The following is a 13,920-nucleotide window of genomic DNA, read 5'->3' as shown; positions in this document are numbered from 1 at the left end:
CCGCTCAGCCCGTGTAGAACGGGTTCGGCAGCTTGAACCGGCGCTCGGAGTAGCCGCCGGAGAGATCGCTCTCCTGGTCGCCGACGTTCGCGACGATCGTGTAGCCGCGGGCCTCGATCGCCGCCCGCTCGGCCGTCTTGTAGGTGGCGGAGCTGCCGAGCGGATCGTCCTTCAGCGACAGGCCGTCCCAGCCGCTGTAGCCGGCGGCCTGGAGGTTGCGGATCGTCGTCTCGCGCAGCCCCGGCACGAGCGACGGCCGGGCGGTGATCAGGAAGACCGCCATGCCGCGCTGCTTGGCGAGCGCGTAGGCGTCGGACACGCCGGGCATCCGCGTCCCGGTCCCGCCGAGGGCGCCCGGGAACTGCCCGACCGAACCGCTCTCCGGATCCGATCCGGGCACGCCGATGTAGTTCGACAGCAGCGTCTCGTCGATGTCGAAGACGACGGCGGGACGGATGACGTTGCGGCAGTCGGACGCGTCGGGCGACGCGAGCGACGGCGTGGCCGCGGCCTTCGCCGCGGCGGCGCGCCGGGCGGCGGCGCGGGCGCGCCGGCTCAGCGTCCGGGCCTTCGCGCGGGCCTTCGCGCGAGCGGACGCCGTCGCCCCGCGCTTGCGCGCCAGGCGCGTGCTGGCGGCCTTCGCCGACCGGGCCCGGCGGGCGGCGGTCGCCGACGCCTTCGCGGTGCTCGCGGCGCGGGCGATCTGGGCGGCCGTCGGCGGGACGATCGTCGGGGGCGTGGACGTCCCCTCCGACCCGACCGGCAGCCCGTAGGCGCGGCAGGCCGCGACGACGGCGGCGAGCTGGTCGCCGCGCTCCTGGATCCAGCGGCTCGCCGGCGCGGCCGCGGCGACGACGTCCGCGCCGTAGTGGCCGCTCTGCAGGTACTCGGTCTTCGTCTCGGCGCTCGCGGCCTGCGGCACGAGGAGCGCGGAGGCGGAGAGGGCGACGACGACGGCTGATCGCACGCGGTGCATCCGGGCATCCTCCCCGATCGGGGGGTCCGCAGCGTTACAGATCGGTGTCGTCCGTCCTGCCGGAGCCGTGCGGCCCGCCCGACCGGGACGCGTGCGCCGCTCGCCGCGCTACGCTCGCCGGACCAACCACATCCGGGGGGTCCCAGGCAGGGGCTGAGATTGCGCTGATCCGCGCTGACCCGACGACCTGATCCGGTTCATACCGGCGGAGGGAGCATCATGGAACGGCACGTCTTCGACGAGGACGGGACGCGCGGGGTGGGCGGGAACGCATGCACCCAGCACCGCGCGGCGAACGAGGGCACGGTGACGCCCGAGATGGCGCGCGTCGCCGAGCGGGAGGGGCTGAAGCCGGACGTCGTCCGCGCCGAGGTCGCCCGGGGCAGGATGGTGATCCCCGCCAACCGCCACCACGCGGCGCTGGACCCGATGGCGATCGGGCTGAAGGCGCGCGTGAAGATCAACGCGAACATCGGCTCGAGCCCGACGACGAGCTCGTTGGCGGAGGAGGTCGAGAAGCTCGAGCTCTCCCAGCGCTGGGGCGCCGACACGGTCATGGACCTGTCGACCGGCAAGCGGATCCGCGAGACCCGCCAGGCGATCATCGACGTCGCCACGCTGCCGATCGGGACCGTCCCGATCTACGAGGCGCTCGAGCGGGTGAAGACCCCCGAGGACCTCTCGATCGACCTGCTCCTGGAGGTCATCACCGAGCAGGCCGAGCAGGGCGTCGACTACATGACGATCCACGCCGGCGTCCTCCTGGAGCACCTCGCGCTCTGCCGGCACCGCCTGACGGGGATCGTCTCCCGCGGCGGCGGCCTCCTGGGGCGCTGGATGGTCCACCACGAGCGGCAGAACCCGCTCTACGAGCACTTCGACCGCGTCCTGGCCGTCTGCGCCGAGCACGACGTGACGATCTCGCTCGGCGACGGGCTGCGGCCCGGGTCGATCGCGGACGCCTCGGACGCGGCGCAGTTCGCGGAGCTCGACACGCTCGGCGAGCTCGTCGGTCGCTGCCGGGCCGCCGGCGTCCAGTGCATGGTCGAGGGCCCCGGCCACGTCCCGCTGCACCAGTTGCAGGAGAACGTCGAGCGCCAGCAGCGGATCTGCGACGAGGCGCCGTTCTACACGCTCGGCCCGCTCGTGACCGACATCGCGCCTGGCTACGACCACATCACGAGCGCCATCGGCGCGGCGGTCGTGGGCTGGCACGGCACCTCGATGCTCTGTTATGTCACCCCGAAGGAGCACCTGGGCCTGCCCGACGCCGAGGACGTCAAGCAGGGCCTGATCGCGTACCGGATCGCGGCGCACGCGGCCGACCTGGCGCGCGGGGGAGCCCACGGGGCGCGGGCGGCCCGGTGGGACCGTGAGCTCTCGAAGGCGCGGTTCGACTTCGACTGGAACCGCCAGTTCGACCTGTCCGTCGACCCGGACACCGCCCGGTCGATGCACGACGAGACGCTGTCGGACGACTACTTCAAGACCGCGGAGTTCTGCTCGATGTGCGGGCCGAAGTACTGCCCGATGCACAACTTCCGCGACGTCGACTGGGGTCGCTTGGAGGCCCTGGGCGCCGAGCGCTCGCTGGCGGCGGCGGAGCGGACCCGCGTCGGCGCGGACTGATCTCGGCTGCGCCCGGACGCAGCTCGGGCCCGGCCGATGGCCGGGCCCGAGGGGGCCGACCGGCGGCGACGCCGGTCAGGGACGGTCTCGCGGTGCCGCGTCGGACGACGGGACCGCGGTGCCGCTGGAGGGCCGCGCGGCGGCCCGGGCGCTCAGGCCGCGACGGGGCGGCCGTCGGCGACGGTCGCCTGCACGGAGACCCGGCAGTGGCCGAGGGCCTCTGCGTCGATGGCGTCCGGCGCGTGGCCGTCGTCGGTGAAGACGTCGTCGAGGTTGCCGCCCTGCTGGGCGAGGGTCGCACGGACCCGGCGGTCGCGGTCGGCGGTGTCGATCGTGCGGTCGGTCATGGTGCCTCCGTTCGCCGGGGAGTTGACGGCCGGAGAGGCTGCTCCGGAACCCGACGTCTCACCACACCGTAGGTGGGCCCCCGCGGAGCGTCCACGGCCCGTGCCGGACCGTGCGACGGATGGGGGGTCACCCGCGACCGCGCCCGGACGTCCGTCGGACCCACCGCCCGCCGGCTCCGGCCCCGGCGCCCCTCGCCGTCGGGCTCACGACGGGCGGCAGCCACCACCCCGACGACGGCGATCGTCCGGGCGGTCCCCGCGGGGAGGACCGCGGTAGAGTCCGTCGTTCCGTCCCGCCGCCACGGCCGCGGGACGCGAGTCCACGGACGAGGAGCGTCGCGGTGCCGCAGGGCGATTTCATCTGGAAGAACGGCGAGCTGGTCCCGTGGGCCGACGCGAAGGTCCACGTCCTCACGCACGCGCTGCACTACGGCACGGGCGTCTTCGAGGGCGTCCGCTGCTACGACACGGCGTCCGTCGGGCCGGCGGTCTTCCGCCACCAGGAGCACGTCGACCGGCTGTTCAAGTCGGCCGAGCTCTTCTACATGCCGGTCCCGTTCACGCAGGAGCAGATCCGCCAGGCGACGCTCGAGACGATCGCGGCCAACGGCCTGCGCTCGTGCTACATCCGGCCGCTGATCTTCCGCGGCGAGGGCCCGATGGGGCTCAGCCCGCTGGACTCGCCGACCGACGTGATCATCGCCTGCTGGGAGTGGGGCTCCTACCTCGGCGACGAGGGCAAGTCCAAGGGCGTCCGCGCCAAGGTCTCCTCCTGGCGCCGGCTCTCGCCGTCGGGCCTGATCCCGCACGCCAAGGCGTCCGGCCAGTACCTGAACTCCGTGCTCGCGAAGATCGAGGTCACGAAGGCCGGCTACGAGGAGGCCATCCTCCTCGACGACCGCGGCATGGTCTGCGAGGGCTCGGGCGAGAACATCTTCGTCGTCCGCGAGGGCCAGATCGTCACGCCGCCGCAGTCGGCGTCGATCCTCGACGGCATCAACCGCCGCTCCGTGATCACGATCGCCCGCGACCTCGGCTACGAGGTGATCGAGCGCGACCTCGGCCGCGCCGAGCTCTACCTCGCCGACGAGATCTTCCTCACGGGCACCGCCGCCGAGCTGACGCCGGTGCGCGAGGTCGACGACCACACGATCGGCGCGGGCGGCATGGGCCCGATCACGTCCGAGCTGCAGCGCGTCTTCGAGGACGCCCTGCACGGGCGCGACGAGCGCTACGCCGGCTGGCTCGACCCGGTCCCGGTGCGCGAGCAGGTCGGCTGAGCACGATGGGGCGGCACGTGCGCATCGCCGGACGGCGAATTCCCTAGGGGCACCGGCCGCGAGGAGCGGACGGGAGCCCCACGCGCCCACGTCCGCCCTCACCCCGCGACCGGCCACGATCGCGGACCACCGAAACCGCACCCACATGACCAGCACGACTCCCTCCCGCCCCTTCGAGCTCTACGACGCCACGCTCCGCGACGGCATGCAGGGCGAGGGCATGACGCTCTCGGCCGACGAGAAGCTCCGCGTCGCCCAGAAGCTCGACGACCTCGGCGTCCATCTCATCGAGGCCGGGTTCCCGTCCAGCAACCCGAAGGAGCTCGAGGTCTTCGACCTCCTCTCCCGCGAGACGTGGACGAACGCCACGATCGCCGCGTTCGGCATGACCCGCCGGCGCGACCTCGCCGCCGACGCCGACCCCGGCCTGCGCACGCTGGCCGACTCGTTCTGCGACGTCACGACGATCGTCGGCAAGACCTGGGGCCTGCACCTCGAGAAGGTCGTCCGCGTCGACCGCGACGAGAACCTCCGCCTGATCGCCGACTCCGTCGCGTTCCTCCGCGGCGAGGGCAAGCGCGTGATCTACGACGCGGAGCACTTCTTCGACGCCTGGCGCGACGACGAGGCCTACGCGCTGCGCTGCCTGCGCGCCGCGGTCGAGGCCGGCGCCGACACGCTGTCGCTCTGCGACACCAACGGCTCGTCGCTGCCGCTCCAGATCCACGCGGCCGTCTCGCGCGTCGTGGCGGAGCTCGGCGAGCACGCCCGCGTCGGCATCCACGCGCACGACGACGGCGGCTGCGGCGTCGCGAACTCCCTGCTGGCCGTCGACGCCGGGGCGACGCACGTCCAGGGCACGGTCAACGGCATCGGCGAGCGCACCGGCAACGCGAACCTCACGACGATCACCGCCGACCTCGAGCTGAAGATGGGCGTCGCGTCGCTGCCCGAGGGCGGCCTGGCGCGCCTGACGGAGACGTCGCACTTCGTCGACGAGCTGCTCAACCGCACCCCGCGGGCGACGCAGCCGTACGTCGGCCGCAACGCGTTCGCGCACAAGGGCGGCCTCCACATCGCCGGCATGCGCGCGGACCCGCGGACCTTCGAGCACGTCGATCCGACCGACGTCGGCAACGCGCGCGAGATCGTCGTCTCCGAGCTCGCCGGCCGCGGCACGATCATCGAGAAGGCCGCCGACGCGGGCGTGGAGGTCGACGACGCGCAGGCCGCGCGGATCATCGAGCGTGTCAAGGAGCTCGAGCACGAGGGCTACCAGTTCGAGGCCGCCGACGGCTCGTTCGAGCTGCTGCTGCGCCGCGAGACCGGAACGTTCGAGCCCCTCTTCGAGCTCGAGAGCTGGCGCGTCATCGTCGAGCAGCGCGCCGGGGGCCGGGTCGAGACCGAGGCCACGATCAAGATCTGGATCGGCGGCGAGCGGTACGTCCGCACCGCCGAGGGCAACGGCCCGGTCCACGCCCTGGACGCCGCGCTGCGCTCCGCGATCGCCCAGGTCCACCCGCACCTCAAGGACATCGAGCTGACCGACTTCAAGGTCCGGATCCTCGACTCGACCAAGGGCACCGGCGCCACGACCCGCGTGCTGATCGACGCCTCCGACGGTCACGAGACGTGGGGCTCGATCGGCGTCGACGAGAACCTGATCGCCGCCTCCTGGGAGGCGCTCGTCGACTCGCTGGCGCGCAGCGAGCAGGCGGGCCGCCGCACCGGGACCGTCCCGGTCGCCGAGGTGCGCGCGTGATCGCCGCCACCGGCACCGTCGCCGGCCTGCACGGCGGGCGGAGGACGACCGCGTGAGCGCCGCCGGCGACGCGGGAGCCGTCTCGGCGTCCGATGTCGAGGCCGCACCGGCGGACACCGCGGGCGCCACGGCGCCGACGGACCCGCGCCCGCCGGTCCCGCTCGCCCGCCCGGTCATCGGCGTCGAGGAGGAGCAGGCCGTCCTCGACGTGCTGCGCTCGCGGCACCTCTCGCTGGGCCCCCGCGTCCCGGCGTTCGAACAGCGCTTCGCCGCTCGCGTCGGCGCCGCCCACGGCTGCGCGGTCTCCTCCGGCACCGCCGGCCTGCACCTCGCCCTGCGCGCCGTCGGCGTCGAGGACTGCGCGAAGGAGGACGAGGTGATCACCTCGCCGTTCTCGTTCATCGCGACCGCCAACGCGGTCCTCTTCGAGGGCGCGACGCCGGTGTTCGTCGACGTCGACCCCGACACGCTGAACGTCACGCCCGACGCCGTCGCCTCGGCGGTGACCGAGCGCACGAAGGCGCTGCTCCCGGTCCACATCTTCGGCTACCCCGCCGACGTGCCGGGGATGGAGCGCCTCGGCGTCCCGATCGTCGAGGACGGCGCCCAGGCGCTGGGCGCGGTCCACGCCGACGGCGTCCCCGTCGGCGGCCACGGCAACCCGACGATCTTCGCCTTCTACGCCAACAAGCAGCTGACGACGGGGGAGGGCGGCCTCGTCACGACGGACGACGCCGCCGTCAAGCAGCGGATCGACTCCGAGCGCAACCAGGGCCGCGCGCCCGACATGCAGTGGCTCGACCACGACCGGCTCGGCTTCAACTACCGCCTCTCGGACCTCCACTGCGCGCTGGGCCTCGCGCAGCTGGGCCGCCTCGACGACATGCTCGCCGACCGCGACCGCGTGGCCGCCTGGTACCGCGAGGCGCTCGCGCCACTGGCGGCGCGCACCGGCCTGGAGCTGCTGTGCGAGGACCGGGGCGGCAACAAGCGCTCCTGGTTCGTCTACGTCGTCCGGGTCCCGCACGGCGTCGACCGCGACGAGACGATCCGCGCGCTCGCGGGCCGCGGCATCCAGACGCGCCCGTACCTGCCCGCGATCCACCTCTTCGCCTTCTACCGCGAGCGCTTCGGCTACTGCGAGGGCCAGTTCCCGGTGGCCGAGGACGCGGCCGCCCGCGGGCTCTCGCTGCCGTTCTTCCCCGAGATGACGCAGGAGCAGGTCGCCCGCGTCGTCGAGGACCTCACCGCGGTCCTCGCGCCCTGAGGCCTCGTCGGACCCCGGCACGTCGCGGCCCTCGGGTCGGTCGGTTCGGCGCCCCGCTGCGGAAGTCGATGACGTCACGACGTCCCGCGATCACGAGACCCGGGCCCGGCGCCCCGTCTCCATAGACTGCGGCCCGTATGTCGCGATTCTCCGAGCCGCAGGACCCGGTCTTCCGGGAGATGAACACGAGCCTGGGGTACGACCAGCGCATGTGGCCGCAGGACATCCGCGGCTCCCGCGCCCACGCCCGGATGCTCGCCTCGCGCGGCATCATCGGCGACGACGACCTGACGGCGATCCTCTCCGGCTTCGACACGATCGAGGCGAAGCTCGCGGACGGGACGTTCCCGTTCGGGGCGGAGGACGAGGACATCCACATGGCGATCGAGCGTCACTTGACGGAGCTCGTCGGCGACCCCGGCGCTCGCCTCCACACCGCCCGCTCGCGCAACGACCAGGTCGCCACCGACTTCGCGCTGTGGACGGGCGAGGCCGCCGGCCGCGCGATCGAGGCGATCGAGGGCCTGATGCGGGTCCTGATCGACGTCGCCACGAAGCACGCCGACTGGCCGATGCCGGCCTACACGCACCTGCAGCGTGCCCAGCCGGTCTACCTGGCCCACCACCTGCTCGCCTACGTCTGGATGCTCGAGCGCGACCGCTCCCGCTTCCGTTTCACCCAGGAGCAGGCCCTGCGCCGCATGCCGCTCGGCGCCGGCGCGCTGGCGGGCGTCAACTTCGACACCGACCGCACGATGACCGCCGCCGAGCTCGGCTTCGGCGCCCCGCACCCCAACTCGATCGACGCGGTCTCCAACCGCGACTTCGCCCTCGACTACCTCTCCGCCGCGGCGACGTGCGCGACGCACCTCTCGCGCCTGGGCCAGGAGATCGTCCAGTGGGCGAGCGAGGAGTTCGGCTTCCTCACGCTCCCCGACGCCTGGTCGTCGGGCAGCTCGCTGATGCCGCAGAAGAAGAACCCCGACTGCGCCGAGCTCCTGCGCGCGAAGGCCCCGCGCATCACCGGCCACCTCGCGGCGCTCCACGGCGTGATCCACGCCCTGCCGCTGACGTACAACAAGGACCTGCAGGAGGACAAGGAGCACGTCTTCGACGCCGCCGACACCCTCGAGCAGTCCCTCGCCGCCGCCGGCGGGATGATCGGCGGCGCCGCCTTCCGCGCCGACCGCATGGCCGCCGCCGCGGCCGACGAGCTGCTCGCCGCGACCGACCTCGCCGACGAGCTCGTCAAGCGCGGCGTCCCGTTCCGCCAGTGCCACGCGATCGTCGGCGGCCTCGTGCGCGAGGCGGTCGACAGCAGGCGCAAGCTCTCGGACCTCTCCGACGACGAGCTGCGCGCCCAGAGCGAGCACCTCGGCCCCTGGATCCGCGACCTGCTCGAGCCGCTGTCGCTGCTGGAGCGCAAGCAGAGCCAGGGCGGGACGTCCTCGGCGCGGGTCGCGGAGCAGCTCGTGCTCGCGCGCGGCCTCCTGGACTGATCGCGGACGAGATCGGACCGGTGACGGCGGACGACCACGGCGCGGGCGTCGCCGGCGGACCGGCCCGCCCGGCGGGGCCGGCCGGCCCCGTCCCCGGGACCCGGGACGCGTTCGGTCCGGGCCTCCCGGCGGCGTTCTACGACCGCCCCGTCGTCGAGGTCGCGCGCGAGCTCCTGGGCTGCGTCCTCGTCCACGGAGAGACGGCCGGTCGGATCGTGGAGACGGAGGCCTACCACCAGACCGAGGGCGCCTGCCACGCCTGGCGGCCGCCGCCGAAGGAGCCCCGCCCGACGGCCCGCACCGCCGAGCTCTTCGGCCCGCCGGGCCGCGCGTACGTCTACCGCTCCTACGGCATTCACACGATGCTCAACGCCGTCTGCGAGCCGGAGGGCGTCGCCGCCGCGGTCCTGATCCGCGCGGTCGAGCCGGTCGCCGGCGTCGAGACGATGCGCGATCGCCGCGCGGGCCGGCCGGACCGCGAACTCACCGCGGGCCCCGGCCGCCTCACGCTCGCCCTCGACATCCGGATGGAGCACGACGGGGCGGACCTGACGGCGAGCCCGCTGCGCATCCTGCCGCCGCGACTCGCGGACCGCGAGCCGCGGGTCGTGACCGGCCCGCGGATCGGCATCACGCGGGCGGTCGACCTGTCGTGGCGCTTCGTCGACGAGACGAGCACGGACGTGTCGCGGCCGTGGCCGCCGGAGATGCGGCGAGGCGGGCGCGCCTGATCGCGGGACGTCGACAGGCGACCGGTTCGCCGGCCGCCCCGGGGCTACTCGAGCGGAACGGCCCCGCCGCTGCCCGTGCCGCCGCTGCCGGACCCGGACGTCCCGCCGGCCCCCGAGCCGCTGCCCGTCCCGGACGACCCGGTGCCGCTGCCCGAGCCGGTGCCGGAGGGCGGGGTCACGGGCGTGGACGGGGCGGGCGTCTGGGAGCCGCCCCCGCCGCCGCCGGTGGTCCCGGCGGACGCGCCGCCCGAGGTCGTGCTCGTGCCGGTCCCGGACGTCGAGGTCCCGGACGAGCCGTCCCCGCCGTCGCTCGAGCCGCTGGAGTCCCCGGAGGGCGCGGCGCCGACGCTCGGCTCGGGAGCCTCCTTCGGCAGGTCCTGGTCCTGCTTGGTGCGCTTGGCGCGGTCCGGGTCGCGCGCGTCGAGGATGCCCGTGGCGCGCGCCATGAACTCTCCCCAGATGGCGGCCGGGTAGGTGCCGCCCTCGACGGGCTCGCCCATCCACTCGGTCTGCATCGGCTTGCCGGAGTCCGGGTAGCCCACCCAGACGACGACGGTCAGGTCGCGGCTGAAGCCGGCGAACCACGCGTCGACGTTGTTCTCCGTCGTCCCGGTCTTGCCGGCGGCGAACCCGCCGTACTGCGCCCGGTGGCCGGTGCCCTTGGACACGACCGTCCGCATGATCGACGTGGCGGTGTCGGCGACGCCGGTGGACAGGACCCGCTCGGCGCGGCGCTTGTTGACCCGCGTCTTGCGACCCGGCTCCTGGATCTCCTTGATCCCGACCGCGCCGCCGCCCGGCCCGCCGAGGGTCCCGTTGATCCGCAGGCCGCGGGTCGCGAACGTCTCGTAGGCGTGGGCCAGGTCGAGGACCGTCACGCCGCGGCGCGGGGCGCCGAGCGCGAGCGCCGCGTTCTTGGACACCGGGGTCCGGATGCCCATGCGCGTGATCAGCTTCGCGACCTTCGGGATCCCGACGGTCTGCCCGAGCTGCGCGTAGACGGAGTTGTCGGAGAACGTCAGGGCGCGAGCGATCGTCGAGCGACCCGAGTAGGCGCTCTCGTCGTTGGTGACGACGAACTTCTCGGGCCGTCCGCGCTCGTCCTTGACGTTCAGCGTCTGCTTCTTCGACGTGTAGACCTTCTGCGGCGAGATGCCCTCGCGCAGCGCCTGGGCGAGCACGAACGGCTTGAACGACGAGCCGGGCTGACGCTGCCCCTGCGTGGCGAGGTTGTACGGGTGCGTCGCGTAGTTGGGGCCGCCGACCATCGCCCGGACCTCGCCGGTCTTGTTGTCGATGACGACCATCGACGCCGTGGGCATCGACTTCTTCGTGAGGTACGCGTTGATGCTCGCCTGCGCGGCCTTCTGGAGGCCCTGGTCGAGCGTCGTCGTGACCTTCAGCCCGCCCTCGTAGGTGCGCTGCGCGCCGACCTTGTCGATCAGCTGGTTGCTGATCCAGGACGCGAAGTACGGGTTGGTCGCGTCGAGCGTCGGCGGGGAGACCTGGTCCTTGGTCGGGAGGGGCTCGATGATCGCGAGCTCGTAGTCGTCCTCGGAGAGCTTGCCCTGCTGGCGCATCTTCAGGAGCACCGTGTTGCGGCGGCGCTTGGCGGCCTCGGGCTCCGTCAGTGGGTCGAAGCGGCTGGGCGACGCGATGATCGCGGTCAGCAGCGCGGACTCGGCGGGCGTCAGGCCGGCGGCGCACGGGTCGTCCGGCGGGGCACAGCCGTCGTGGTCGGGCAGCGAGCCGAAGTACGTCTTGGCGGCCGACTCGACGCCGTAGGCGCCGTTGCCGAAGTAGATCCGGTTCAGATACGTCGTCAGGATCTTCTGCTTCGACCACTGCTTGGTCATGTGGTACGCCAGCGCCGCCTCGCGCAGCTTCTGGAAGACCGTGCGCTTGTTCTCGGCCTCGAGCGAGACCTTGACGAGCTGCTGGGTGATGGTCGAGGCGCCCTGCACGGCCCCGCGGGACACGACGTCCTGGACGACGGCGCGGCCGATGCCCTTCAGGTCGACGCCGCTGTTCTGGTAGAAGCGCTCGTCCTCCATCGCGACGACCGCGTTCTTCATCGGCGTGCTGATCTGGTTCGACGTGACGATGTAGCGGGAGGAGTCCGCCAGCACGCCGATCGCGTGGCCCTGGCGGTCCAGGAGCACCGAGTTCTTCGCCGTCTGGAACTCCTTGGCGGTGTCCAGGTCGGGCAGGTCGGTCGAGACCGCCATCATCATCCCGAAGATCGTCGACACCAGCGCGAGCGCGCCGAGCGGGACGAGCAGGAGCAGGAGCCGCAGCCACCGGAAGCGCAGCTTGGGGCGCGGTGGCGGGTCGTCGGAGCCGTCGCCTCCGCCACCGCCGGTGCCGCGGTCGACGGGCCCGCTCGGGCCGGACGGGCCGCCGGTCCCCGGGATCGCGGGGGACTCGCCGCTGCGCTGCGGGCGCGGCGTCGGCCGGCGGGCGCTGGGCGCCGGGGCGCTGGTCGGCGCCTCCGGGCCGGCGGCCGCGGGGACCGCCCAGGCGGAGGATGAACCCGTGGCGCGGACGGCGCTGGGGGCGGCCGCCGGGGGCGTGGCGCTGGGCGGTGCGGGGACTGGACCGGGCCCGGCGGAACCGCCGCCCCACCAGGGCGCGTGCGGGTCGACGACGGGGGGCGTCGCGGCTGCGGCGCCCGGTCCGGGGTGTGCGGCGTCCTGCCGCGCACCGGGATGTCCGGTCGGTTCGATCATGGATGTACGCGGGCCGGTCGGGCGGTACGGCGGCAGAGCCCGACTCTCGGCTCGCGGAACGAGAGCCCGCATATCCTAACATCGGGCGCATGGCAGACCCCCGCACCGACGCCGCGTTCCTCACCCGCAACGCCGCGGCGGCCCAGCCGGCCGGTGCATTGGAGGACCGGCTCGAGAAGGCCCGGAGCGAGGGACGACCCCTGCGGGTCAAGCTCGGCATCGACCCGACCGCCCCCGACGTGCACCTCGGTCACGTCGTCGTCCTGCAGAAGCTGCGGGAGTTCCAGGACCTCGGTCACCGGGTCGTCCTGATCATCGGCGACTACACCGCGCGCGTGGGGGACCCGAGCGGACGCTCGGCCACGCGGCCCGTCCTGACGGGGGAGGAGATCGACCGCAACGCCGAGACGTACCAGCGCCAGGCGCTCCTCGTCCTCCGCGACGAGCCCGACCTGCTCGAGGTCCGTCGCAACGGCGAGTGGCTCGACATGGGGATGGACGCGTTCCTCACCCTCGCCCGGATCCCGAAGGTCGCCCAGCTCCTCGAGCGCGACGACTTCGCGAAGCGCTACGCGGGAGGGAAGCCCATCAGCCTCCTGGAGTTCGTCTACCCGCTGCTCCAGGGGTACGACTCGGTCGCGGTCGAGGCCGACATCGAGCTCGGCGGCACGGACCAGACGTTCAACCTCCTCTTCGGACGGGACGTCCAGCGCGCGGAGGGCCGACCGGAGCAGAGCGTCCTGACCATGCCGCTGCTCGTCGGCACCGACGGCGTGCAGAAGATGTCGAAGTCCCTGGGCAACCACATCGGCATCACGGAGCCGGCCGAGGAGATCTTCGGCCGGACCATGCGGATCCCCGACGAGATGATCACGCCGTGGTCGGAGCTCCTGGGGGTCGATCTGACCGCGGAGCAGGCCGCCGACCCTCGCGGGCGCAAGCGCGCGCTCGCGAGAGCGTTGTGCGAGCGATTCGCCGGAACGGGGGAGGGCGAGCGTGCCCAGGACGCGTTCGACCGGCTCTTCAAGGACCGCGCGATCCCGACCGACGTCCCGGAGCACGAGCTCGGGACGGACGAGACGGTCCACCTGCCCGCCCTGATCGCGGAGGCCTTCGGCGTCTCCCGGTCCGAGGCGCGACGGGCCATCACCCAGGGAGGGGTGAAGGTCGACGGCGAGCCCTGGCCCCAGGACGTCCTGGACACCGACGCGGACCGGCTGGCGGACGCCGTCCTGCAGTTGGGGAAGCGTCGGTTCGCGCGGCTGGTCGCCGGCCCTCGGGTCTGAACCGGGGAGACCGGGGGCTGGCGGACCCGGTCGGAACGGGCCCCGAATCGCTCGAAAGTGCCCGATCCGGCCCGATACAGACGAAAAGCGACGACTTTCGAAATTCATTTCGGGGCCCGCAACCCCAGTCCGCAAGCGGGAAAGCGACGAATCGAGGCCCCCAGAAGGGCCCGATATCGCGAAAATCACGCGGGGTCACGACGCATGCCAGAAGGCCCGTATGTATATTCATCGAGCCGCTGGTCACCGCGGCGCAGCGCCAAGCCCGAGAGACCGAAGTTGGTCTCGACAGGGCAGAGGCGGATGCGCTAAGCTGACTAGCCCGCACCGGACATCGGTCTGGTGTGCGCCTCCAGAGTTTGAACACCTGGTCCGTAGGGCGCGGCGGTCTTTGAAAACGCAACAGCATGCGCA

10 protein-coding genes and 1 riboswitch are annotated in these 13,920 nt (G+C 73.1%); of the genes, 7 read left to right on the top strand and 3 right to left on the bottom strand.

Features of this window, described 5'->3' with window-relative positions; translation table 11 throughout:
- Positions 1-4: 4 nt before the first annotated feature.
- Positions 5-976 (bottom strand): HAD family acid phosphatase, encoded by a 972-nt coding sequence (locus tag AB0L40_RS08210; protein WP_364351937.1) that lies wholly within the window; start codon positions 974-976, stop codon positions 5-7.
- A 123-nt stretch (positions 977-1,099) separates the two neighbouring features.
- A riboswitch (TPP riboswitch) is annotated at positions 1,100-1,208 on the top strand.
- Here AB0L40_RS08210 and thiC point away from each other — a divergent pair.
- Positions 1,196-2,605, top strand: coding sequence for a phosphomethylpyrimidine synthase ThiC (gene thiC, locus AB0L40_RS08205; protein WP_364351934.1), 1,410 nt, complete (start codon positions 1,196-1,198; stop codon positions 2,603-2,605). (Overlaps the previous riboswitch by 13 nt.)
- 152 nt (positions 2,606-2,757) lie before the next feature.
- Here the strand turns inward: thiC and AB0L40_RS08200 are convergent, their stop codons facing one another.
- Positions 2,758-2,952, bottom strand: a complete 195-nt coding sequence (locus tag AB0L40_RS08200; RefSeq protein ID WP_364351931.1) for a hypothetical protein — start codon at positions 2,950-2,952, stop codon at positions 2,758-2,760.
- Between the two features lie 341 nt (positions 2,953-3,293).
- Here AB0L40_RS08200 and AB0L40_RS08195 point away from each other — a divergent pair, with 341 nt between their 5' ends.
- The 5 genes from AB0L40_RS08195 to AB0L40_RS08175 all read left to right on the top strand — a co-directional run bounded on the left by AB0L40_RS08195 (position 3,294) and on the right by AB0L40_RS08175 (position 9,491).
- Positions 3,294-4,232 (top strand): branched-chain amino acid transaminase, encoded by a 939-nt coding sequence (locus AB0L40_RS08195; RefSeq protein WP_364351928.1) that lies wholly within the window; start codon positions 3,294-3,296, stop codon positions 4,230-4,232.
- Between the two features lie 145 nt (positions 4,233-4,377).
- On the top strand, positions 4,378-5,994 hold the full coding sequence (gene cimA, locus AB0L40_RS08190) for a citramalate synthase (RefSeq protein ID WP_364351925.1): 1,617 nt from the start codon (positions 4,378-4,380) through the stop codon (positions 5,992-5,994).
- 52 nt (positions 5,995-6,046) lie between these two features.
- On the top strand, positions 6,047-7,261 hold the full coding sequence (locus tag AB0L40_RS08185; protein WP_364351922.1) for a DegT/DnrJ/EryC1/StrS family aminotransferase: 1,215 nt from the start codon (positions 6,047-6,049) through the stop codon (positions 7,259-7,261).
- Positions 7,262-7,398: 137 nt separating this feature from the next.
- Entirely contained in the window at positions 7,399-8,760 is a 1,362-nt protein-coding gene (argH, locus tag AB0L40_RS08180; RefSeq protein WP_364351919.1) for an argininosuccinate lyase, read from the top strand.
- A gap of 20 nt (positions 8,761-8,780) precedes the next feature.
- Positions 8,781-9,491, top strand: coding sequence for a DNA-3-methyladenine glycosylase (locus AB0L40_RS08175; protein ID WP_364351916.1), 711 nt, complete (start codon positions 8,781-8,783; stop codon positions 9,489-9,491).
- A 44-nt stretch (positions 9,492-9,535) separates the two neighbouring features.
- Here the strand turns inward: AB0L40_RS08175 and AB0L40_RS08170 are convergent, their stop codons facing one another.
- Positions 9,536-12,220: a transglycosylase domain-containing protein gene (locus AB0L40_RS08170; RefSeq protein WP_364351913.1), complete on the bottom strand. Its 2,685-nt coding sequence runs from the start codon at positions 12,218-12,220 to the stop codon at positions 9,536-9,538.
- Between the two features lie 89 nt (positions 12,221-12,309).
- Between AB0L40_RS08170 and tyrS the strand changes: the two genes are divergently transcribed.
- Complete coding sequence (tyrS, locus tag AB0L40_RS08165) at positions 12,310-13,506, top strand: tyrosine--tRNA ligase (protein ID WP_364351910.1); 1,197 nt, start codon at positions 12,310-12,312, stop codon at positions 13,504-13,506.
- Positions 13,507-13,920: the final 414 nt, after the last annotated feature.

The sequence above is a fragment of the Patulibacter sp. NPDC049589 genome (assembly GCF_040675535.1).
Taxonomy (GTDB): Bacteria; Actinomycetota; Thermoleophilia; order Solirubrobacterales; family Solirubrobacteraceae; genus Patulibacter.
This window is presented reverse-complemented; position numbering and strand designations above follow the sequence as displayed.